We start from the raw sequence: 22228 nt of genomic DNA, 5'->3' as shown, positions 1-22228 counted from the left end.
GATTTAAATCGCCCAAGTTTAGTGATTATTTTACAAAGAAATAAACTTTAAATCATAAAAATCCCTTGTTTTATCGCGCTTTATCGCAATCTTAGGTATAAACGATTATCATTATCTTTACTGACCGAAACCAAATGCTATGACCAAGCCCATAGAGGGATTTTCAAAACTGACTAAAAATCAAAAAATAGATTGGCTAACAACACACTACACAGCCGATCCAGAAGCAGCAAAAATTCTATTAAAAAGGTACTGGAACGTTAACGAAGATGTGCAGAAATTGCATGATGAGTTTATAGAAAATACTATAACCAATTATTATCTGCCTCTTGGTATAGCACCCAATTTTTTAATAAACGATAAACTCTATGCCATACCAATGGCTATAGAAGAAAGTTCTGTAGTAGCTGCCGCAAGTAAAGCCGCTAAATTCTGGCTGGATAAAGGAGGATTTAAAACCGAGGTTCTGGGTACTGAAAAAATAGGACAAGTACATTTTATGTACCATGGCAGTAAAGAGCACCTTATGTCTTTCTTTGAGCAAGTACTCTCCAAACTTCTTTCCGATGCCTCTTCCATTACCAAAAACATGGAAAAACGAGGTGGCGGAATCAATAATATAGAATTACGTGACAAAACAGATGCTCTAGACAACTATTACCAATTGCATTGCACCTTTGAGACACTGGATGCCATGGGTGCCAACTTTATAAATTCATGTCTGGAACAATTTGCTAAAACTTTTAAAGCCGAGGCACAATCGTTTTCTATTTTCACAGAGGAAGAAAAGGCAATTGAAATAGTGATGAGTATTCTATCTAATTATGTTCCCAACTGCCTTGTTCGTGCCGAAGTAAGCTGCCCCGTTACAGAATTGAAAAACGGAAACACAGAAACATCACAACAGTTTGCCGAAAAAATGGTGCAAGCAGTAAATATTGCCCAAGTTGAACCGCACAGAGCCGTAACTCACAACAAAGGCATCATGAACGGTATAGATGCCGTTGTATTGGCCACAGGGAACGATTTTAGAGCCATAGAAGCTGGTATACATGCATACGCAGCCAAAGACGGGCAATATACCAGCCTGACCCATGCCACTATAGAAAACGGTATTTTCAGATTCTGGATTGAACTTCCCATGGCACTCGGTACTATAGGCGGACTTACAAGTCTTCATCCTCTTGTAAAACTAGCTATGGAGCTATTAGGAAAACCATCAGCAAAAGAGTTGATGCAGATTGTTGCAGTTGCCGGATTGGCACAGAACTTTGCTGCTGTTCGTTCCTTGGTCACGACAGGTATTCAAGAAGGGCACATGAAAATGCACCTTTTGAACATTTTAAACCAATTGGGAGCTACGGATGAAGAAAAGGAAATCTTGACCCATCATTTTAAAAAGCACCCTGCTACCCACAATGCGGTTGTAGAAGCTTTTGAAAAGCTCAGGAACACCAAATGACAAAAGAATTCTACAGTAACGGAAAATTACTCCTAACAGGCGAATATGCTATACTAGATGGCGCCAAAGGCCTTGCTGTACCCACAAAATATGGTCAATTCCTTAAAATAACAACTAACCAAACTAAAAAACTGGATTGGAAAAGTCTTGATAATGAAGGTGAAACTTGGTTTACGACCTCTCTAAACATTGATAAAATACTAGAAGGCAAAAAAGAAACCTCAGAAGAATCAGTAGACGGAGTTCTTTTTAACCTCCTAAGGGAAGCAAAAAAACTGAATCCTAATTTTTTATCGGGTACAGAAGGTTTCAAAGTTGAGACCAAACTAGATTTTCCTCGAGATTGGGGACTAGGCTCATCATCAACATTTATAAACAATATTGCCCAATGGGCAGAGGTAGATGCTTTCCAACTTTTATGGAATGCTTTTTCAGGAAGTGGTTATGACATTGCATGCGCTCAAAACGATAGTCCCATTCTTTATCAAGTAAAAGACAAAGTTCCAACAGTGACTGCAATAGATTTTAATCCAAAATTCAAGAAATCCCTTTTCTTTATTCACCTTGATAAAAAACAAAATAGCAGAGAAGGTATTGCCCAATATCGGAAAATGGATTTCGACGTTCACAGACTCACAGATAGTATAACAAGATTGACTTTAGAGATAGCAAAAAGCGAAGACTTAGCTACTTTTGAGACATTAATGGAACGCCACGAAATACTTTTGGCCCAAATACTACAAACCAAGACCATTAAACAACAGCTTTTTCCTGACTATCCTGGAATAATTAAAAGTTTAGGTGCTTGGGGAGGAGATTTTGTCCTAGCTACCGGAAATAAACATACACCTGACTATTTTACAAAAAAAGGCTATCATACAGTTATACCCTATTTAGAAATAGTGCTATAAAAAAAGAGCCTTTCATATGAAAGGCTCTTTTTTTATACTCTGTAAAGTTATTTCTTAATAAAAAGAAGCTCTTTTGTCTTCAATTACAGAAGCATCTTTTAATGCTTCATAAACTGCGGTATTAACTCTTGACTCACGAGAACTTTTGACAGAAGTAGCATACATGCTATAATTGTCCAATTTTGGAGCTTCCGTTTTCTTGGTAACCGTTAACTTATAAACCCCTGTATTACCTTCAATAAGGTCAGAAGTTGCACCCTCTTTCATTGCGAATGCCGTTCCTACAACTGCAGGCTCAGAACCAGCTCCAGGAATAGTTGGCGATTTAACTGTTAAAGCAGATGCCGTAGATGCACTTACATTATTATCTTTTGCAAGATCCTCTATAGATTTTCCTTTATTAGCTTCGATGATTTGTGCTGCTTTACGTTCTTTTCTAAGCTTAGGAAGAACAAGTGCAGAAGCATCTTCAACAGACATAAGACCTTCTTGGTAAGTTTTTGTTAACTGAGCTACAGCGTAACCACCTGTTAAGTCAAAACGTTTGATATCACCAACTTTAACATCTTCTTGAAAAGCCCACTGTACAATATTCCTTTGTGCAGATAGACCTGGTAAATTTTCATCAGTTGCTTTTATTTTGTTTACAGGACGAACCAAATACTCATTTTCCTTTGCTAGATCTGAAAATGCCTTACTAGATTCAATAGACTCCATTTCAAACTTGGTAGCATCTGTAAACAACTTGTTGGTTGTTTCTTCAGACGGCTCAATCTCACGAGCTAAAGTAGCTACTTGAACTACATCTTCTTTGTCATCGATTTTTATAATGTGAAAACCAAAATCGGTTTCAACCATACCAACTGTTCCAACTTTATTCGCAAAAGCGAAATCATTAAAAGCAGGTACCATTCTACCTTCTTGGAAATACCCTAAATCACCTCCATTAGGTGCAGAAGGACCATCAGAGTTATCACGTGCCAATTCTACAAACTTTGCATCTTTCTTTTTAGCCTCTGTAAGCAAACGCTTAGCTTCAGCTTCAGCTTCTTCTTTAGTTCTTGTCACATCCGGATTTGCACGTTGCGCTCCAGCATAAGCAATAAGAATATGACTAGCCTTTACGGAACCGTTAGGTTTCCTATCCATCATCTTAGAAACCTTGAAGAAATCTCCGTCTCTATATGGACCGAACATTTCACCAACTTGCAACGTCATTAACGTATCTGCAAACTTAGCAGGCAGTTGTTTTTTAGACTTGTAGATAGTATCAAACTTAATATCTGAATTACGATCCAAAAACGCCATCATGTTGGTAGCAGTTTTAAAACCAGCAATAGTATCGTTCTTATCAGTCTGAGCATTATACTCTACTGTATTGTCCATCAATTTAGTGATAGCCTCTTTTACCGCAGACTCATCTGCCACAGAAGCCTTCTCTTGAAAATAAACAAATTGAATATCCCTAGCAGGCTCTTGCTTGAAATCTTCTTTATGATTATTGATATACGTCTGAATCTCACTTTTAGAAACTGCGATGGTACTATCAGCTATAGAAGTAAACGGAATACGAACATACTTGATGTCGATTTTGTCGTTTGCCAATTTATAGTCTAGCTCACCTTCTTTTAAAGTTGCGCCAACACCCGCTTTTATTAAGTTGAAATAGGTCTGTTGCTTAGCACTTTGAACAATTGCCTGTTCATCTTGCAACCAAAGGTTGTATTGCTCAGGATTATTCATCTTAAGTTCAGCTACAAAGTTCCTAAACTTGTTTTGATCAAATACACCACTTTCATTCTGAAATTGTGGACTCTGAGAGTAAGATGGTATCGTACTTATATAGTTCAAAATTTGATCTTGCTCTATATCCACACCTAAATCTGTAAACTGCTGTCCTAAAACCGCATTACGAACTTCTTGATCGTATACCTGGTTTACTGTTTGCATCGTAGATGCATTGGCAGACCTCCTTGAAGCAACATCCACCTTTTGGCGAAACGCATCTATGGAAATCTCTTCACCATTAATTTCAGCTATACTAGAGCCTACTTTACCATTAACATCTCCGTTAGTAAATACGCCGGAAATAACAAATGCGAATAGGGCCAAGCCTATGATAAGTATTAGAACGGTGGTCCGTTTTCTTATATTCTCTAAAATTGCCATTAATTAGGTTTTTGTTTAATCAGTGTGCGAAATTACCATTTTTCCTTCAATTTATAAAAGGATTGAAAAACTATTCTTTATCAATGATTTGTACTGACACTAAATCGATTTTCGTATTTGAGACTTCAATTATTTTAAACAGGAAATTTTCCACTTGTATTTCTGAATCTTGCTCAGGGATTTCTCCTGTATCATTCACAATCAATCCGCCAAGTGTCTCATACTCTTCACTTTTAGGAAGCTCTAACTTATACATCTCGTTTAAATAATCTACTTCTAAACGAGCAGAAAATTTATATGTATTATCCTCTAACTGTTCTTCTATTAAATCTGTAGTATCATGCTCATCTTCAATCTCACCAAAGAGTTCTTCTACAATATCCTCTACCGTCATGATGCCGGACGTACCACCATACTCATCCAAAACCACAGAAATGCTCTTCCTCTTTTTGGTTAGAACGTTGAGAATATCTTGAATTAACATCGTTTCAGGTACAAATTCTACAGGTAAAAGAATACTCTTAATGGTCTTTGGTTTCTTAAAAAGCTCGTACGAATGCACATAGCCTATAATATTATCTATCGTGTCTTTATAAACAAGAATTTTTGAATACCCAGTTTCCGTAAATAATTTAGCTAAATTTTTAGGGCTCTCCTCAAGCTCTACAGCCATGATTTCTGTTCGTGGAACCATAACCTCACGCGCCTTGACCGCAGCAAATTCTAAAGCATTCTGAAAAATTTGGATTTCAGAATCCACATCATCCTCTTCTTCTACGGCTTCCATTTGTTCCGTAATATAATCCCCTAATTCTATTTTACTAAAAGCGAGTTGCACTTCATCTCCTTCGGTCTTAAAAAACGCTTTTAAAATGGCATCGGACACCCAAATAACGAAGTCTGAAATTACTGAGAACAGAAGGTAAAAAAGATAAGCCGGTACAGCTAAAAACTTAAGCAAAACATTGGAGTAAATCTGAAAAAGAACTTTAGGAAGAAATTCTGCCGTAAAAAGGATGATAAGCGTAGATATGACTGTTTGTGTTACCAAACTGAAATCTCCCAAGACTATATTAAGAAACTCACTATTGGTAGGGACCATGCCCTGAAACCATTCCATGAGTAAATCCCCCATGAAAAGGCCATATATTACCAAAGCAATATTATTGCCAATAAGCATTGTAGCAATGAACTTAGATGGTTTTTTGGTTAGGCGCGTTAACACCTTGGCCAAAAGACCTTCTTGTTTCTTCTCTATTTCTATATGTATTTTATTGGCGGAGATAAATGCAATCTCCATCCCTGAAAAAAAAGCTGAAAACAGCAGGGACAAAACAATAATTAAAATGGGTGTTTCCACAATTATTGTTGATTATCTTGTTTATGCTGTTCAAACTTCTTCCTGTAGTTTCTTCTAAAAAAGAACATACCTATTGAAACTGCGGCGAAGAAAATAAACAAATAGGCAGATTGTCTATCCGTATTCCAATCAGTAAAAATTCTATACAAAGAGAAAAAGGCAACAGCCACGTATAAGTATTCAGTATATTTTAAAATTCTAGTCATTTGATTCTTCTTTAATAGTCATTAGACCATAAGTTTTATGGGCATTGAAGAAACTTAAATCTTTATTGAAATCCATTCCTTCACCATCCATAATAGTCCCATCTTCAGGATTCGTAAATTTAAACTTCTCTTGGGTAAAAATCCAGTTATCATCTTGATCCCAAAATAATTGTGGGGTCTCTAGTTTCTTTCCATCGTGGCTTTCAATAACGACATTTCCTTGTAAATCTATCACATTTGTGGCAGAATAAATAATTCCATAATCGGCCTTAATGATACTCTTTTCCCCAGTTTCATTAAAATAGTGCACCAACAGCCCTTTTGGAAAAGTACGGTAAGGAAACTCTAAATTATTATAATCTTCGTTTAACGGACTTGTCAATACCGCTATTACCCTGGTAGAAGTAGAGTCTTCGCTTTCAAGCATCTCTCTGGCTTCAGTATATGTAGCCGTAAAATTTTCAGCAATCCCCATTGGATATACCAAAGGTGCTTTTTCCTGGCCAGACCTTTCGTAGTTATCCTGACAAGAAAAAAAAAGTATTGCCATGGTGAAAACCATGGCAATACTTTTAAGACTATATCCGTAAGATGAAATCATCTTTCTATAAATTCGGTACTTTTATGCTACCACCTACCCAACAACTAAAGGTTACTGTTTTACCAGCCATACCAGAGTTGAAGATATCTGTTTTAGAAGGTGCTTTAGCAGCGTAACTAGCAGCAGATTGATTAGCAGACCCCTTAACAGCAGGATCTACACGACCAGCCTGACGAGCCATATCTGCAGCTTTCCAATAGATAGCTCTCTTTTCAAAAGGAGTACTACCACAATCGTTAGCACTTGTAGCGTAAAGGTTTGCTATTAATAAATACGCTTTACCGTTTGCTTTATTAGCGCTGATGGCCATTTGAGCATACTTTCTAGCTGTAGACTTACTACCTTTTCTTTTATTGATAACTGCTACTTTATAAGCAATATCAGATTTCTTATATGAATCGGTTTCTAAACTCATTGCCTTGTCAAAATCTGCAAGGGCTCCTTTAGTATCTCCGTTTTTCATTTTTAAAGTACCACCATAAACGTAAGCACTTGCCGATGGATCTAAAGCTAACTGAGCTTCAAACAACTTCTGGAATAAAGGATCATCAGTACATTCTTTGTTGAACATTCTACCTACTGCTCTTTTTACCCAAGTAACATCTCCTTTTTTCTCTTCATAACTTTTTTCGTACAAAGGAATAAGGTTACTACAATCTGCTAAAGCACCAAGCTTAGAATCTACACTACCAGCAATCTTACCGTAAGATTCAGAGTTGGTAGTTGCAATTTTTAAACTTCTTTTTTCTTTAGACGTGATTGTACCAGTAGAATCTTTAGGAAGCAACTGTGTAATTACGCCAGTTAGTTTTTTATTCTCTTCCTCAATTTTATCATTTACGTTATCGTAAACATCAAAAACTTCTTGCAATTCTTTTTTACCACCTTTGTGCAAGTCTACTAAACTTGAAAAATAAAGGTATAAAGCCTTTGGGTTCTTAAAGTTCTTAGGATCGTTCTCAAAAGCAGAACCTAGCATTTCATACAACTCCTCATCAGAAGCCATTTTGTTATCGTACAAAAACAAAGCTTTGTCAATACCAACTACTGCTGGAGAATATTTTTTTGGAAAATACTTTGCGCTGTTATCATACAAAGCCAACATATCTTTTATGTAGCCATCTTTATCAGCACCGGAAGACTTTTCAATTTTGTCTTCCAATATTTTTTCGCCGTAAATAAAATTCGCCCGGTTAATATCTGGACAGTTATCATAGACCATTTTCCAAGGCGTATATGCGGCCTCATAATTTTTAACTTTTGCATGCTCAACATATATAGATAAGTTGGTCATACATTCTTGATTCTGAGCTTGGGCATGACTTACTCCCATAAACCCTAAAAGCATAATCGCCGTGAAGTAAAGTTTTGTTTTCATTTCTTAATTTTTACTTGTTTTTCAAATTACAAATTGCCAATCAAAATCGTGGTTAGTGCCCAGAGTCAATATGGCTCGTTATTATGTTCTAATTTTTGGTTGGGTAATGTACTAATTTTTTATCAAGAGCTCTAAGGGAAATTTAGAAAATGCCTTTTCGAGATTTTTTTTGCGAATTTATTCAATAATCTTTTAATAAATCGGTTAAACCCTAATAAAACCTCAGGTATTTTTTCAATCTTAGTTTATCTTTCTTTTTCTAAACCATTGATCACTTAAAGACAATCCGAGATTAACTTTAAAGTAACTCTCCTCTATTAGATCTGCGGCTGTAGTCCCTTTTTTTCCAACTTCAAAACCTAAGTTAAGATTAGAGAGATTGTTACCCAACGGTAGACCCAATCCAAAAGTTATGCCAAAATTGTTTATATCTTTCTCATTAACATACATTCCGGTCTTTTCTAAGCGTACACCAGCCCTGTAAGTCACTCTCTTGAAATAGCTTCCAAAAGAATTTCTCTCCGGTGTATAAAAACCACCCAATGCCAATGTACTGGCGTCTTTGTAAACCAAATTGTCTATTTCTAAAAAGTCGTTCGAGAAATCGGTAAGCTTTTGAAAACTATACTCAACACCCAAGAACCACTGCATATCTTTACCGTAACCGATACCCAACGTAGTTATTGTAGGTATAGTTATTCCTGTATCCTCTCTGCCCTGAGCTGCTAAATCTACTTCATTTACAAAACGTTCTTGAGTAGGGCTTCCTATAAAAGAACCAATTCTCTGTGTATTTCTTGCCGTAAGATTGGCTTGAGTATTTATGCGTACAGATGTAACCAAAGTGTGCGCCTCATCAATTGCAGGAGAATAACTAAGTGCATAATTAAAATCTACTCCGTTTATTCTAGAGACTCTCTCATCTTTAGAACCTAACAATATACCTTCGTTACTTTGAACTTTAAGCGTTTCAATTCTTCCGAAATTATAATTTGCGGTAACACCAATGCTGAAATCCTTAGCAAATTCATATCCAACGGACATGTAGACTTTATTTACACCACCGTCTCCGGAGTATTGGTTTATTTCTTGAGAACCTTCAGTTCCAACTAAATCTTCAAAATTATAGCCCACAGAAGAATACGGTATAATACCAAAACCTATTCCTAGACCCTTCTTAATACTTAAGCCAATAGAAAGATAATCCAAGTTGGTAACCGCAGTGGTCTGACTCTCTGTATAACTCTTTAAACTAGTTTGTTTGTAAGATAGACCAGCCGTATATGTGGTTATACCAAAATCATCACGGCCTTGAATCCCTAATCCACCGTAAGCAGCTGGGTTTTTAAGGTTAACATGAATACTATCGGCATACATACCTATCCCACCCATCATTTGGTTTTCCGCAGTAGAACCGCTTCTTAACTCTCCTAAACCAAAATATGAATATGGGGAAACTGAACCATCTTGAGCGTACATGCCTGTTGCAAAAAGGCAAATTATGGCAAAACCTATTTTTCTGATCATTAGCGTTTGTTGTATTCCAACAGATAATTTAATCCTACTAGGAGAAATTTGGAGTCCGCAAATATGGTATTTTTTAACCGTTTAGACAAAAATAGCATGTCACCACCTGTTAAAATAACTGTTAAATCTGCAAAACGAGATTTGTATTGATCTATTACACCGTCTATTTCTTGACAGATACCGTTTACTACACCACTATGAATACTGGTTTCTGTAGAGTTTCCGATATAGTCTACTAATTCTTTTGGCGTCAATAACGGTAATTTTGAAGTTTGTTCATGCAATGCCTTGTATCTCATATGCAAACCAGGTGAAATAGCCCCGCCCAAATACTCTCCGTAATCATTTACCATGTCATAAGTGACGCAAGTACCCGCGTCAATGATTAAACTATTTCCTTTAGGGTTATGATAAAATGCCGCCGTTGCCAAAGCAATACGATCAACACCCAAAGATTGTGGCGTTGCATAAGAGTTCTTAAAAGGGGTTTTGCTTGAGGGCGTTAATTCGTGAACTTCGCAGAAAACGGTCAACACTGACATCACTTTTCGGTCCAAATTTCCAACCGAAGCTATGATTCCGCGTTTTATTTTGGGATAATGGTCACAAATTTCTTTTATTTCTCGAGCTACGTTTTGCACGTCTGAATTCTGCCGGAATATGAGGTTATCTCCCTCAAACACCGCTAGTTTCACACAAGTATTACCAGCATCAATTACTAAGTTCATAGATACAAAGATCAAAAAATGTTACTTAAAAAACATCTTTTTTTCGATTTTTGTTTGCATATCATAAATTTGAAATTATATTTGCACCCCGCAAACGGGCATGGTGCCTTAGCTCAGTTGGTAGAGCAATGGACTGAAAATCCATGTGTCCCTGGTTCGATTCCTGGAGGCACCACAAAAAATCCTTACTCACGTAAGGATTTTTTTGTTTTTGGACTTATATTGCATAAAACAATTGTTTTGACCGCAATAGACACCAACACCCCACTAGAGGAACTTCAGAATTATCTACAATCCAAAGAATGGCTACATACGGCAGAAAAACTAACTGCTGTAGAAAAACCGGGTGACGGAAACATGAACGTGGTACTCCGCGTTATAACAGACCAACGTTCTTTTATCTTAAAACAATCCCGCCCATATGTACAGAAGTACCAGCAGATCAAAGCTCCTTTGGACAGGATTACTGTAGAAAAAAAATTCTACCAAGCCGTTAGGGATAATGCTGTTCATGCTCATGTTCCAAAAATTATTGGTTTTGATGCTTCTGAAAATCTGTTGTTGCTAGAAGATTTAGGGAACTGTGAAGACATGACCTATATCTATGACAAACAGTCTATATCAAATGGCCAATTAGACCGTCTTATTTTCATCTTAGGTCTTATTCATCGGAAAAAAGCTCCTAGCAACTTTCCCGAGAATATGGAAATGCGCCAACTTAACCACCAACATGTTTTTGAGCTTCCTTTTTTAGAAGACAACGGATTTCAATTAGACGATATACAACCTGGACTTCAAGAACTTTCGCTTCAGTTTAAAGGAGACAAAAAGATAAAAAAAGTTGTAAAGAAGGTTGGAAAAAAATACTTATCACCCGGAAATACCTTGCTACATGGCGATTATTACCCTGGTAGCTGGATGACGGAAGCAGACAATCTTTACATTATAGATCCGGAATTCGGTTTTGTAGGCTTTCCTGAATTTGACTTGGGTGTTATGGCCGCGCACATCATTATTGCTACAGGCAAGAAAGGCTATATGAAACGTATACATAATGCTTACCAAGGCGACGCTGATTTAAAATTGATGTCCCAAGTGGCCGGCATTGAGATTATGAGACGACTTATTGGACTAGCTCAATTACCTCTTGAACGTTCCTTAAAAGAAAAAAGTAAGCTTTTAAAAAAAGCGCGTAAACTCGTTTTAACTTCATGAAACGGTTAATAGGGTTCTTTCTAATTCTCTTATCCATTGGCTGTAAAGAGACTACAACACCAATAGATATACCTACACCAAATAAAACCAAGTACACTTCAGACACCTTACATCTTTCACAAGAAGTCTATTATGACAAGGTTTTGGGTGCATTGGTTGGTTCTGCCATTGGTGATGCTATGGGCGCTTCTACAGAAATGTGGTCCCGAAAAGACATTCAACTTAAATACGGATATATTACAACATTGACCCCTGCCGTTCGCCAACAATCTCCCGAAGGCACATGGGGTCATAACTTAATTGCCGGCGCTACCACTGACGATACCCGTTGGAAATATGCCATGGTCAAGTACCTATCTCAAAACAAGGGAAACCTCAATGCCTCTAACTTTGCCAATTTTATTACGGAGTACTATGGGTCGCTCACCAAGGCTATAAGTGATAGCGGTTCCGTACCCGACACAGATTTTTTAGATACTCAAATTGAGAAAATAGACTGGATTAAAGAATGGGCCCGTGTAAGTATGGCCTATCAAAAAGATACTGAGACCTACTTAAAAGCCATGAACCGCTTTTATGGAGGTGAAATGTCCTGTGCAGGGCAGTTGTACACACCTATGCTAGGATTGGTTAGCAACACCCCTGAAAAGGCGTATGAACTTGCTTACGAACACACTTTGTTCGACTTGGGATATGCTAAAGATATTTCGGCTTTGGTTTCAGCCATGACGCATATGGCGCTCCGCACCACAAATATGGATTCTATCATGAACACTGTAACTTTTGTAGATCCACTGGGTTACCAAGATAGCAGGTTAGTAGGACGCATTTCATATGACATGGCAGATGCCTCCGTTAAAAAAATACTCGCTTTAAAGCAACTCGCCTTAACTGATACCTTAACGACCCAAGACAGTATTCTTTTTAAAATTCCTAAAGGATTTGAAGGTAATCAACAGGACTGGACACGTCAAGAAATGGCTTATCAATTTTTAGAAGAGCATGAAAAAACTATTCCCTTTCACTCTGGGGAAATCTGGCAAATTCTGATTACCGCACTTCAGTATGGCGAAGGTGATTTTGAACAAACCATGCAATTTATAGTAAACTACGGTCGTGACAATGATACCGTTGCTGCGGTAGCAGGTATGATATTAGGTGCTAAAGACGGCTATTCCAATCTCCCGGTGGTGCTACGCACCCAAGCTTTAAAAGTAAACAAAGAAAATATGGGTATTGACCTAGAAGCCCTGGCTCATGAAATGGTTGCAAAAAACCATATAGAATTGCAACACCCTTAGCCTTTACTTAACAAAGCTCTGCTAATTTAAATAGTATATTTGCTATTGCACTACCAATTACATTCTCATGAAAACCATATTAAGTACCCTCATATTTTTCCTAATAGCCTCTATTTCTTTTTCTCAAAGTAAGATAGACAAGACCCTCAAAAAACTCAACAAAGAATCCGTTGACTATATTCATGTTCAAACACTTGAAAAAGTCTCTAATCCGATTTTATTGGATGCCCGGGAGAAGGAGGAATACGATGTAAGCCATTTAGAAAATGCCATTTGGGTGGGTTATGACACCTTTCAACTGGACTCTGTTATACAAAAAGTCCAAAATAAAAACAGTGAAATAGTCGTTTACTGTTCTATAGGAGTACGTTCTGAAAATATTGGCGAAGAATTAGAAGAAGCAGGCTACACCAATGTCAAAAATCTATATGGAGGTATTTTTGAATGGAAAAACGAAGGATATCCGGTATATGATTCTATAGGAAATACAACGGAACAGGTACATGCCTTTAATAAGCATTGGGGAAAACTACTCACCAGCGGAGAGAAAGTTTATGACAAATAAACGTCTAATACTTTTTACAGAATTTCCTTTTCAATAAATCATAATCATTAAAATCATTATCATTTGAGTATCATATCTCCGCAAGAAAAACAAAAAGATGCCGCAACGGTAAATTATACCAATGTAGCATCAAAGAATCTTTTACTGATCTTTACACGGAATCCGCAATTGGGCAAATGTAAAACCCGATTAGCAGCTACCGTTGGTAACGAAGTAGCTTTGGATATCTATAAATTTTTGCTTGACCATACCGTAAACATCACAGAAAACCTAAATGCAGCTAAACAAGTTTGGTATTCAGAGGAAATTTGGGAAGATGACATTTGGAGCTCAAGCATATTTGACAAAAAACTTCAGCACGGACCAGACTTAGGTGTTCGTATGGCAAAGGCTTTTCTAGACGGATTTGCTTCAGGATTTGAACGGATTATCGTGATAGGAAGTGATATGTACGACCTAAACCAAAAAGACCTGCAAAACGCTTTTTCAGAATTAAAGAAAAACAATTTTGTTATTGGACCTGCGGAAGACGGAGGGTATTACCTTTTAGGTATGAATAGTTTTAAACCAGAGCTCTTTTCTAATAAAGACTGGGGTAATGATACTGTTCTAACCAACACATTAGAAGATTTAAAAAACGAAAAACATCATATTTTAGAAGAGCGAAACGATGTGGATATCTTTGAAGATATTAAAGACATCAAAGCTTTTGAGCCTTATTTAAAACACATTAAAGCATGATACGAAAGCAATTAAACGAATCCGTAGCCTACTTACAAAGCAAAGGGTTTGATAATCCTGAAATTGGTATTGTACTTGGGACTGGCCTAGGAAAACTGGCCGATCAAATAGAGGACGCAATTGAAGCACATTATAACCATATTCCATTCTTTCCGTTAGCAACCGTAGAATTTCACTCCGGAATGCTTATTTATGGCACTTTAGAAGGTAAAAAAACCGTGGTCATGCAAGGACGTTTCCATCTTTATGAAGGATATGATTTTGTGGATATTACCTACCCTATTCGTGTTATGCACCAATTAGGCATTAAAAAATTGTTTATTTCAAACGCTGCTGGGGCCATTAACTTAGATTATAAGGAAGGTGATTTAATGCTCATTGACGACCACATTAACCTTCAAGGGGGATCTCCTTTGGCATTTAAGGGTGTAGCACAATTTGGAGAGCGTTTTACGGATATGTCAGAACCATACGATGCAACCATGTGCAAAGCCTTGATAAACATTGCCAGTAAGGAAAATATAACCTTGCATAAAGGGGTATACGCATCTGTAGTGGGTCCGCAATTGGAAACGAGGGCAGAATACCGCATGCTCAAAATAATTGGCGCAGATGCCGTTGGAATGAGCACAGTGCCGGAAGTTATTGTAGCAAACCACTTGAAGCTGCCCATCATAGCTGTTTCGGTTATCACAGATGAATGTAATCCAGACAACCTAAAACCTGCTGAGATACAACAGATTCTCAAAACCGCAGAAGCAGCAGAACCAAAAATGGTAAAACTATTTAGGGAATTAATAAAGACGCTATAGACTAAGCTACTTGGCCAATATTAAAAATTGGCAGAACCAAAAATGTAAGTTTTTGCATAAATGCACTACTTATCATTAGATTCTATATGCTATGCAATTTAAACTAATGGCTCAAATGACAGTTTTATCTATTTTTTCCTTAGCGGGACTTTTTTCTTTCTTTGGAGGAAAAGAAATGCCGCAACACCAATTCTCAGGCACTTCTCAAAGTGAGGTTTTAGACCACACCGCATGGAACTCCCTTTTAGAAAAATATGTAGACAATACAGGTAATGTTGACTATAAAGGCTTCAACAACGACCAGGCAGCACTTACCTCTTACTTAGAGTATTTAGGAAACACAAGTCCGTCTGATATATGGTCAAAAGAAGAAGCTCTAGCCTATTATATTAATCTCTATAATGCTGCAACGGTACAGTTAATTTTAAATAACTACCCTACTAAAAGCATTAAAGACATTAAAGACCCTTGGGGTCAAGAATGGGTAAAAATTGGCAGCGAAACCTTTTCCTTAGGAGATATAGAGCACAAAATTCTTCGTAAAATGAACGAACCTCGCATTCATTTTGCCATAAACTGTGCTTCTTTCTCCTGTCCGAAGCTATTGAACGAAGCCTATACTTCCGAAAAAATTGAGGAACAATTGCAACAAGCCTCCGAGGACTTTGTAAACGACCCTACCCGAAATATTATTTCCGAAGAAAAATTACAGCTTTCCAACATTTTCAAATGGTATAAAAAAGATTTTACCGACAACGGTAGCCTTATCGATTACATCACAGCCTATAGCCAAAAGGACATAAATCCGAAGGCCGACATTAAATATGTTACATACGACTGGAGTTTGAATGAAAAAAAATAGACCCCAAATAAGTATTGTTATTCCGGTATTGAATGAGGCCAAAGGTATTGCCCAAACAATCAGTTATCTAACCGCGAACAGCTCCCCAGAAAACATCAAGGAAATATTGATTGTAGATGGTGGAAGCGTAGATAATACTACATCTATTGCAGAACATAATGGCGCAAGAGTTATACATTCTGAAAAAGGCAGGGCAAAACAACTAAATTATGGAGCCCAAAAAGCAAAAGGAGTTATTCTTTATTTCCTGCATGCAGATACGTTGCCTCCACATGATTTTGACCAATCCCTCATAGATGCTGTTGAAGAGGGTTTTGAAACTGGTTGTTTTCAAATGAAATTTGACAGCAATAGTCTATTTCTAAGCTTTTTTGCTTGGTTTACGCGGGTCAATCATGAAATATGCAGAGGCGGAGACCAATCTTTGTTCGTCACAAAGCAACTTTTTAATCGCTCAGGTGGTTTTGATGAAGCTTATGTTGTCTATGAGGACAATGAGTTTATTGGAAGATTATATAAAAGTACATTCTTTAAAATCTTGCCACGCCACGTAAAGACATCAGCAAGAAGGTATCAAGAAAGAGGTATGGTAAAACTGCAATATCACTTTGGAATAATGCATTTAAAAAATTACTTGGGTGCTGGTCCAGACCAACTGTACGATTACTACAAGCGGAAGATTTCCGTTTAACGAATAGGCCCTATTTCTCCTAATTTATAGTCTAGCAGTACCCCTTCGCTAATCCATTTTGCCAAAGCTTGTCGGTTTTCTGGCTCAAGAATACGCCTTTGATCTTTCTTATTTTTAATATTCCCCACTTCAATAAAAGTCATTGCTGGGTGTGTCTTTTTTACAAGATACAAAGAAGTCCTATCTTCAAAAGTTCCTGAATAGGTACGGTTAGGTTGGTACTTTTTGTATTTCTTTTGGAAGGTTTTATGTATGCTTTCGGCCAGTTTCTTACCGTTTCTACTCTTCTCATGATGATAGAAAAACACATCTATATTCTGCCCCACACTGCGGCTATCTATATGAGTAACAATCAAACGTTGGAACTTACCTCTGTTTTTCTTGTATAAACTATTTACGATGTCCACACGTTGTTTTAAACGCGCTACTTGGTTTAAAGGAATGGTTTTATTTGGATAGGCAACCTCATCATGATCAATCTCCAAAATACGCTCATCCCTAATCCCGTCATTCTCATCTCTAATTATAATGTACACTTCTGCCCCATGAGCTAATAGCTCTCTGGCCAGACGTAATGTAATATCATAAGCATACTCATCTTCCGCAATAGATTTACCTCCGTATGTGGCCATGGCACCAGGATCTGGACCACCATGTCCGGAAACCAAGTAATAGACCGCACCTTTCAATAATTTACTTTTTGGAAGGACTATTTCATAGTCTTCACCAAAAATGGGATAGACCTTACCTTCTATTTTTTTAATTTCTTTGGTTTTACTTTGAATAGAGTCCACAATAGCTACCGTATCAAGCTCTGTAGATGGAATTCGGTAAGTTCTACCTGCATACAGGTGAATGCTATCTCGTAGATTTTCAATATTCAATGAAATAAAATCATCATAATGATCATAAGGATTCACGCCTTGTTTTCTCAATAAAGAAAGTATACCATCACCTTTTTGGGCAACAACGGTCTGTATCGTATCCTGCGAAAAAGACGATATAGTGAAACCCATTACATAAACTAGAAGGCGCAGTACCTTAAAACGATAAGAAAAACTATAATTCATCAACCAACTTTATCAAAAACCATCATACATCTACTCCAACGGAAAACCGCCTAATTTCAGAAAATCAAAAACAATGCCTAAAATTATTTGAATTCGATGCAAAATTAAAGAACCAAACACTAAAACTACCAGACCTTGAATAATTTAGTTAACGATTTCTTCAACAGTCTACCTTTTATTGACTTTTTAAGTAAACTGACTTTGGCGATAGCTTTTGGGAGACTGCCCTATATGTCTTTTAAAATATTTTACAAAATACGAAGCATCTTCGAACCCCAACCTAAAAGCAATTTCGTTAATCTGCAAAGTAGTAAACCGTACCAGACGCTTAGCCTCCAACATGGTTCTTTGAGAAATAATCTGAGATGGAGATTTCCCTACGATTGCATTTGTAAGTGTAGATAATGTTTTGGGAGAAACGTTCAGAAAATTGGCGTACTCACCAACCGAAAGTCCATCTTTAAAATGCAATTCTACCAGCTCTTTAAACTCAAAAAACTGCCTTTCATAAAGGCTATTGAGTTGAACGGGCCTACTAGCATCACCTTGATGAATGCGCTCCAATTGTATTAAAAAAGATTTCAACAAAAACCGTATGATATCTTCATAACCAAAACGATTACGCTGTTGCAATTCATTTTGAATCAAAGTAATATAAGTAGACGCCGTGGCTACACTATTTTCATCAATGGTGCAACAAGGTTTTTCCAACATATGAAATATGTTGAATTTCAAAAACATATCAATATCTGTATGCTTAAAAAAATTTTCATTAAAATGAATAAGCCAACCTTGAACCTCTTCATTTTCATCAAAAGCATGCACTTGGTCCTTGGTAACAAATAGCACTGTATTCTTCTTAATATCGTACTTTTTAAAATCTACGGCATGTGTGCCGCCTTCATTAAAGAACCATGTAATTTGATAATAACTATGGGAATGGGGCACTGCAGCTAAATCTCCACTTTTTTTTCTGTAGGTATTTAGATCGTACAGCTCAAACTGAAGCTTTCTAGGATGCTCCTTATGCAAATGGTACTGTTCAATTTTGGTTTTCGAATGTTGCATTCGCTTAGCTTGGGACTATTTTATTACCTCTTGGTCGCAAAAAAAATAGTTCACTAACGCATCAACCTAGAAATTTTTTGACTGTATTGATTCCGCTATAAATGGCTCCATCCATATACCCACCATGAATTGTTGAAGTCTCTGCTCCAGAGAACCGTAATTTCCCGCCCATATAACTTTTGCTAAATACAGGGTTACCATAAGACGGACTCATATAAATAGATTTAATAGTTTCGCAAGAAGTATGTTTGTCTTGAGACCAATCTTTTTCTTCGTAAGTAAGGTAATCTAATACTTCAGCTCCAAGATATTTAGATAAATAATCTAAAATACGTTGTTTCCTATTTTCTTCAGACACATCTCTAAGCCCTTCATTTACAAATCCCATAAGCGCAAAATGTGAATTTTGCGCATCATTATGATCGTACAACTCCGTTACGGCACCTACTTGCCCAATAAGCATACCCGAAAAATTCTTAGCTCTCCAAAAAGGCGTCTTGAACGTCAAGCCCACCTTAATGGCATTGCTCATCCACGTATGGGTCTTGTTCATTGTTTCATTTACCTCGGGAGGCAATTCAGGAAAAAAAGAAATGCGAGTAGCTATTAAAGGTGGAATGGTCACAATAACCTTTTTTGCAAAATACGTTTCTTTATTAGTCTCTATCTTTACTCCATTTTCAGTCTCATAAATACCAACAACATTGGTGTTCAAATTTATTTTTTCGGACAAAGGTTTGGCCAAAGCATGAATCAAAGCTTGAGAATTTCCCTTCATACGATAGGCAGATGGCGTATCTGGATCGTTCTCAAAATAATGTTCTGGCGCCATGGTGCTATAGACCAAAACACTCTTCCCTTTATTGTACTGATGATATTTCTCTACGCCAAGTTCATCCAAAAGTGTTATAACTTTTTCATGATGGGTCTGAAACCAAGTAGCACCAAAATCAATACCATCTCTGGTTACAATACGGCCACCAACACGGTCACGGGATTCAAGTATCTTAAAATTGGCTATTCCGCTTTTATTTAAATAAAAAGCGGAAGTAAGCCCAGACAATCCGGCTCCTATAATGATATATTCTGAAGTTTTTTCTGTCATAATTAGAATATGAAATTACATGTTTTGAAGCAATTAAACGCAATTCAGAAATGCAAGCATTTTGAACTGCGTTAAAACTTTGTAAGTATAAACTATTAATTTCTTCCTGACATTACACCACCATCTGTATCCCAAATGGCACCTGTTACCCAAGAAGCTTTATCGGATAGTAAAAAAGAGATGGTATTTGCTACGTCTTCCGGTTTCCCGTATCGTCCAATAGGATGAAAACCATGCAAACCCTGTAAAGCCTTATGCGCCTCTTCCTTTCCTCCAAAAACGCTGTCATAAACAGGAGTTTCGACCACTGCAGGGGACACAGCGTTAACCCTAATATTTGAATCAGCCAGCTCCATGGCCAAATGTTGCGTTAATGAATGTAGCCCCGCCTTTTGCATAGAATATGCAGATGATGGCGTAACTTTTACTGCTTGTTTGGCCCACATAGAACCTACATTAACAATTGAACCGCCACCTGTAGCCGCCATCTTTTTAGCTACGGTTTGAGTTATAAAGAAGAATCCTCTGTTTAAATCCATATATGAATCATAATCTGCCTCACTATGATCTAAAAAAGATTTTGGACCAAAAATCCCTGAAGCATTCACCAAATAATCCAGATTATCCCAACTTTTGATTTTACTGTTCAACTCCTTCAATTGCTTCGCACTTGTAATATCTACTTTATGAGTTATTAAGTTACCCGTTGTTTCTTTTTCAAACACTGCAAGCTTATCTTGGTTCGTACCAACAACATGTACTTCCAAGCCTTCGTCCAAAAGATTTTGAGCCGTTGCTTTTCCAATTCCACTACTGCCACCAATTATCAATGCTCTTTTCATCGTATTATATTTTTTTAGAGTTTTATTAGAACAAAGGTATTTTGGTTCTATGGTCCAGAACGGGAGAATAGAGAGAATCCATGGTAATTTTCGGAAACATATGATGTAACTGCTTACTTTTAAAATATCTTTATCCTAATGAATTCAGGAAATTCTCATCATAGGTTATTAGACCATATTGTTTATACCGTCAGTGATTTAGACTCCGCGGTTATCGTTCTGGAGAAGAAACTAGGTGTTAAGGCCGTTTTTGGAGGGCACCATCCTACTCAAGGCACCAAAAATGCTTTAATAAACTTAGACAACGGTACCTACCTTGAACTTTTGACGGCCGATGAGGCTAATAAAAATATAGCACCACCAAGATGGATGGGCGTAGATATACTTACGCATGACCAAATAACACGCTGGGCATTAAAATCTAACGAGCTTAAAAAAGATGCCATTATAGTAAAACAATACCTTCCAGAAATGGGAAATATTACAGGCGGAAGTCGTAATACGGCAAACGGATCTTTATTAAAATGGGAACTTATACTACCCTTGTCCACGCCAGAAATAGAGCTTGTTCCTTTTATGGTAGACTGGAGCCAAACAGAGACGCACCCGCATGATGCTTTACCTGATATGGGTTGTAAATTGATTGAGCTGTATGGTACGCATCCAAATCCCGACATACTTTATAATACATTCCATAAGTTAGGTGTGCACTTACGAGTAGAACCGAACGAAAAAATTAGTCTGAAAGCTATTATACAAAGCCCAAGAGGGGCTGTAGAAATTTAAACATATATGAAAATCACCTGTTCCCTTATCACGCTATTAGTACTCCTTAGTCTATCTTCTTGCAAATCAAAAGAAAAGGAAAAAGCAGTAGAGAAACCGCTTACTGAAACAACACAGTCCATTAATAAAAATACTCAAAGAGAAGAACCGGACGAAGCAGAATTTTTGGTTCAGCAAGCGATTATTGCACATGGTGGAAACCGTTATAATAACGCCCATTACGGCTTTACCTTTCGTGACAAGGATTATACTTTTAAAAACGATAATAATAAATATATCTATACCGCGTCAATGAAAGAAAAGGGTAATGAAACCATAGACTTTCTTGATAATGGCCAATTATTACGTAGTGTAAACGGAAAACCTGTTTCCCTTTCTCCAAAAGATAATGCCAAGTATACCGAAGCTTTAAACTCTGTTATTTATTTTGCTACTTTGCCCCATAAATTAAATGATAAGGCCGTACACAAAACCTATATCGAGCACACTACGATTAAAGGTATAGATTACAAAGCCATAGAAGTAACTTTTGATCAAAAAGGTGGTGGCACCGATCATGACGATGTGTTTATGTATTGGATCAACGTAAAATCTAAAACCATAGATTATTTAGCTTACAAATACGAAACAAACGATGGTGGTGTACGCTTTAGGAGTTCCTATAACCGTAGAACAATAGATGGTATTATATTTCAAGATTACATTAACTACAAAGCACCTATTGGCACCCCTCTAACAGAACTACCTTCTTTCCTAGAAAAAGGAAAACTAGAAGAGCTTTCTAGAATAGAAACTGAGAACATTGTAAATTTGGCTAAATAAAACAAA

22 protein-coding genes and 1 tRNA gene are annotated in these 22228 nt (G+C 37.0%); 12 read left to right on the top strand and 11 right to left on the bottom strand.

Features of this window, described 5'->3' with window-relative positions:
- Positions 1 to 139 precede the first annotated feature (139 nt).
- Together IWB64_RS08420 and IWB64_RS08415 are read left to right on the top strand one after the other, a co-directional pair.
- Positions 140 to 1462 (top strand): hydroxymethylglutaryl-CoA reductase, degradative, encoded by a 1323-nt coding sequence (locus IWB64_RS08420; RefSeq protein WP_194533594.1) that lies wholly within the window; start codon positions 140 to 142, stop codon positions 1460 to 1462.
- Positions 1459 to 2373, top strand: a complete 915-nt coding sequence (locus IWB64_RS08415; RefSeq protein ID WP_194533593.1) for a GYDIA family GHMP kinase — start codon at positions 1459 to 1461, stop codon at positions 2371 to 2373. The genes IWB64_RS08420 and IWB64_RS08415 overlap by 4 nt, the downstream gene beginning before the upstream one ends.
- A 54-nt stretch (positions 2374 to 2427) precedes the next feature.
- On the opposite strand, the gene IWB64_RS08410 is transcribed toward IWB64_RS08415, so the two are convergent.
- The 7 genes from IWB64_RS08410 to IWB64_RS08380 all read right to left on the bottom strand — a co-directional run bounded on the left by IWB64_RS08410 (position 2428) and on the right by IWB64_RS08380 (position 10342).
- A complete protein-coding gene (locus tag IWB64_RS08410; RefSeq protein WP_194533592.1) occupies positions 2428 to 4542 on the bottom strand; it encodes a peptidylprolyl isomerase in 2115 nt (704 codons plus the stop codon).
- A gap of 70 nt (positions 4543 to 4612) precedes the next feature.
- Positions 4613 to 5902, bottom strand: coding sequence for a hemolysin family protein (locus IWB64_RS08405; protein WP_194533591.1), 1290 nt, complete (start codon positions 5900 to 5902; stop codon positions 4613 to 4615).
- A gap of 2 nt (positions 5903 to 5904) precedes the next feature.
- Positions 5905 to 6108 (bottom strand): hypothetical protein, encoded by a 204-nt coding sequence (locus tag IWB64_RS08400; RefSeq protein WP_194533590.1) that lies wholly within the window; start codon positions 6106 to 6108, stop codon positions 5905 to 5907.
- On the bottom strand, positions 6101 to 6709 hold the full coding sequence (gene lptC / locus IWB64_RS08395; RefSeq protein WP_194533589.1) for an LPS export ABC transporter periplasmic protein LptC: 609 nt from the start codon (positions 6707 to 6709) through the stop codon (positions 6101 to 6103). The genes IWB64_RS08400 and lptC overlap by 8 nt, the downstream gene beginning before the upstream one ends.
- A gap of 4 nt (positions 6710 to 6713) precedes the next feature.
- A complete protein-coding gene (locus IWB64_RS08390; protein WP_194533588.1) occupies positions 6714 to 8087 on the bottom strand; it encodes a tetratricopeptide repeat protein in 1374 nt (457 codons plus the stop codon).
- A 240-nt stretch (positions 8088 to 8327) separates the two neighbouring features.
- Positions 8328 to 9614, bottom strand: a complete 1287-nt coding sequence (locus IWB64_RS08385; RefSeq protein ID WP_194533587.1) for a hypothetical protein — start codon at positions 9612 to 9614, stop codon at positions 8328 to 8330.
- A complete protein-coding gene (locus IWB64_RS08380) occupies positions 9614 to 10342 on the bottom strand; it encodes a type III pantothenate kinase (protein ID WP_194533586.1) in 729 nt (242 codons plus the stop codon). Before IWB64_RS08380 ends, IWB64_RS08385 begins: the two co-directional genes overlap by 1 nt.
- A 102-nt stretch (positions 10343 to 10444) precedes the next feature.
- On the opposite strand from IWB64_RS08380, the gene IWB64_RS08375 reads away from it, so the two are divergent.
- The 8 genes from IWB64_RS08375 to IWB64_RS08340 all read left to right on the top strand — a co-directional run bounded on the left by IWB64_RS08375 (position 10445) and on the right by IWB64_RS08340 (position 16529).
- Positions 10445 to 10517 (top strand) — tRNA-Phe (locus IWB64_RS08375).
- 65 nt (positions 10518 to 10582) lie between these two features.
- Positions 10583 to 11557 (top strand): phosphotransferase, encoded by a 975-nt coding sequence (locus IWB64_RS08370; RefSeq protein WP_194533585.1) that lies wholly within the window; start codon positions 10583 to 10585, stop codon positions 11555 to 11557.
- Positions 11554 to 12858, top strand: coding sequence for an ADP-ribosylglycohydrolase family protein (locus IWB64_RS08365; protein WP_194533584.1), 1305 nt, complete (start codon positions 11554 to 11556; stop codon positions 12856 to 12858). The genes IWB64_RS08370 and IWB64_RS08365 overlap by 4 nt, the downstream gene beginning before the upstream one ends.
- Before the next feature lie 67 nt (positions 12859 to 12925).
- On the top strand, positions 12926 to 13423 hold the full coding sequence (locus IWB64_RS08360; protein WP_194533583.1) for a rhodanese-like domain-containing protein: 498 nt from the start codon (positions 12926 to 12928) through the stop codon (positions 13421 to 13423).
- 63 nt (positions 13424 to 13486) lie between these two features.
- On the top strand, positions 13487 to 14164 hold the full coding sequence (locus IWB64_RS08355; protein WP_226975832.1) for a TIGR04282 family arsenosugar biosynthesis glycosyltransferase: 678 nt from the start codon (positions 13487 to 13489) through the stop codon (positions 14162 to 14164).
- Positions 14161 to 14976: a purine-nucleoside phosphorylase gene (locus IWB64_RS08350; protein ID WP_194533582.1), complete on the top strand. Its 816-nt coding sequence runs from the start codon at positions 14161 to 14163 to the stop codon at positions 14974 to 14976. Before IWB64_RS08355 ends, IWB64_RS08350 begins: the two co-directional genes overlap by 4 nt.
- 115 nt (positions 14977 to 15091) lie before the next feature.
- Positions 15092 to 15838, top strand: a complete 747-nt coding sequence (locus IWB64_RS08345; RefSeq protein ID WP_194533581.1) for a DUF547 domain-containing protein — start codon at positions 15092 to 15094, stop codon at positions 15836 to 15838.
- Complete coding sequence (locus tag IWB64_RS08340; protein ID WP_194533580.1) at positions 15825 to 16529, top strand: TIGR04283 family arsenosugar biosynthesis glycosyltransferase; 705 nt, start codon at positions 15825 to 15827, stop codon at positions 16527 to 16529. Before IWB64_RS08345 ends, IWB64_RS08340 begins: the two co-directional genes overlap by 14 nt.
- On the opposite strand, the gene IWB64_RS08335 is transcribed toward IWB64_RS08340, so the two are convergent.
- From IWB64_RS08335 to IWB64_RS08320, 4 genes are all read right to left on the bottom strand, one after another.
- The gene (locus tag IWB64_RS08335) at positions 16526 to 17599 is read right to left on the bottom strand and encodes an N-acetylmuramoyl-L-alanine amidase family protein (RefSeq protein WP_194533579.1); all 1074 of its coding nucleotides are present in this window, start codon (positions 17597 to 17599) and stop codon (positions 16526 to 16528) included. The genes IWB64_RS08340 and IWB64_RS08335 overlap by 4 nt on opposite strands.
- Positions 17600 to 17785: 186 nt before the next feature.
- Entirely contained in the window at positions 17786 to 18667 is an 882-nt protein-coding gene (locus tag IWB64_RS08330) for an AraC family transcriptional regulator (protein ID WP_194533578.1), read from the bottom strand.
- A 61-nt stretch (positions 18668 to 18728) separates the two neighbouring features.
- Entirely contained in the window at positions 18729 to 19772 is a 1044-nt protein-coding gene (locus IWB64_RS08325) for a flavin monoamine oxidase family protein (protein ID WP_194533577.1), read from the bottom strand.
- A gap of 95 nt (positions 19773 to 19867) precedes the next feature.
- Entirely contained in the window at positions 19868 to 20614 is a 747-nt protein-coding gene (locus IWB64_RS08320; protein WP_194533576.1) for an SDR family NAD(P)-dependent oxidoreductase, read from the bottom strand.
- Between the two features lie 138 nt (positions 20615 to 20752).
- Between IWB64_RS08320 and IWB64_RS08315 the strand changes: the two genes are divergently transcribed.
- On the top strand, positions 20753 to 21400 hold the full coding sequence (locus IWB64_RS08315) for a VOC family protein (RefSeq protein WP_194533575.1): 648 nt from the start codon (positions 20753 to 20755) through the stop codon (positions 21398 to 21400).
- 6 nt (positions 21401 to 21406) lie between these two features.
- Positions 21407 to 22222 carry a DUF6503 family protein gene (locus IWB64_RS08310; RefSeq protein ID WP_226975831.1) on the top strand — a complete coding sequence of 272 codons (816 nt, stop codon included), beginning with the start codon at positions 21407 to 21409 and terminating at the stop codon, positions 22220 to 22222.
- The last annotated feature ends 6 nt before the right edge of the window (positions 22223 to 22228 follow it).

Origin of the sequence: Zobellia nedashkovskayae, assembly GCF_015330125.1 — a bacterium.
GTDB classification, from domain to species: Bacteria; Bacteroidota; Bacteroidia; order Flavobacteriales; family Flavobacteriaceae; genus Zobellia; species Zobellia nedashkovskayae.
This window is presented reverse-complemented; position numbering and strand designations above follow the sequence as displayed.

Excerpts from the sequence above, each read along its gene's own strand:
- IWB64_RS08420 (WP_194533594.1), top strand. The coding sequence starts at position 140 with ATGACCAAGCCCATAGAGGGATTTTCAAAACTGACTAAAAATCAAAAA.
- IWB64_RS08415 (WP_194533593.1), top strand. The coding sequence starts at position 1,459 with ATGACAAAAGAATTCTACAGTAACGGAAAATTACTCCTAACAGGCGAA.
- IWB64_RS08410 (WP_194533592.1), bottom strand. The coding sequence starts at position 4,542 with ATGGCAATTTTAGAGAATATAAGAAAACGGACCACCGTTCTAATACTT.
- IWB64_RS08400 (WP_194533590.1), bottom strand. The coding sequence starts at position 6,108 with ATGACTAGAATTTTAAAATATACTGAATACTTATACGTGGCTGTTGCC.
- lptC (WP_194533589.1), bottom strand. The coding sequence starts at position 6,709 with ATGATTTCATCTTACGGATATAGTCTTAAAAGTATTGCCATGGTTTTC.
- IWB64_RS08390 (WP_194533588.1), bottom strand. The coding sequence starts at position 8,087 with ATGAAAACAAAACTTTACTTCACGGCGATTATGCTTTTAGGGTTTATG.
- IWB64_RS08385 (WP_194533587.1), bottom strand. The coding sequence starts at position 9,614 with ATGATCAGAAAAATAGGTTTTGCCATAATTTGCCTTTTTGCAACAGGC.
- IWB64_RS08380 (WP_194533586.1), bottom strand. The coding sequence starts at position 10,342 with ATGAACTTAGTAATTGATGCTGGTAATACTTGTGTGAAACTAGCGGTG.
- IWB64_RS08365 (WP_194533584.1), top strand. The coding sequence starts at position 11,554 with ATGAAACGGTTAATAGGGTTCTTTCTAATTCTCTTATCCATTGGCTGT.
- IWB64_RS08360 (WP_194533583.1), top strand. The coding sequence starts at position 12,926 with ATGAAAACCATATTAAGTACCCTCATATTTTTCCTAATAGCCTCTATT.
- IWB64_RS08350 (WP_194533582.1), top strand. The coding sequence starts at position 14,161 with ATGATACGAAAGCAATTAAACGAATCCGTAGCCTACTTACAAAGCAAA.
- IWB64_RS08345 (WP_194533581.1), top strand. The coding sequence starts at position 15,092 with ATGACAGTTTTATCTATTTTTTCCTTAGCGGGACTTTTTTCTTTCTTT.
- IWB64_RS08340 (WP_194533580.1), top strand. The coding sequence starts at position 15,825 with ATGAAAAAAAATAGACCCCAAATAAGTATTGTTATTCCGGTATTGAAT.
- IWB64_RS08335 (WP_194533579.1), bottom strand. The coding sequence starts at position 17,599 with ATGAATTATAGTTTTTCTTATCGTTTTAAGGTACTGCGCCTTCTAGTT.
- IWB64_RS08330 (WP_194533578.1), bottom strand. The coding sequence starts at position 18,667 with ATGCAACATTCGAAAACCAAAATTGAACAGTACCATTTGCATAAGGAG.
- IWB64_RS08325 (WP_194533577.1), bottom strand. The coding sequence starts at position 19,772 with ATGACAGAAAAAACTTCAGAATATATCATTATAGGAGCCGGATTGTCT.
- IWB64_RS08320 (WP_194533576.1), bottom strand. The coding sequence starts at position 20,614 with ATGAAAAGAGCATTGATAATTGGTGGCAGTAGTGGAATTGGAAAAGCA.
- IWB64_RS08315 (WP_194533575.1), top strand. The coding sequence starts at position 20,753 with ATGAATTCAGGAAATTCTCATCATAGGTTATTAGACCATATTGTTTAT.
- IWB64_RS08310 (WP_226975831.1), top strand. The coding sequence starts at position 21,407 with ATGAAAATCACCTGTTCCCTTATCACGCTATTAGTACTCCTTAGTCTA.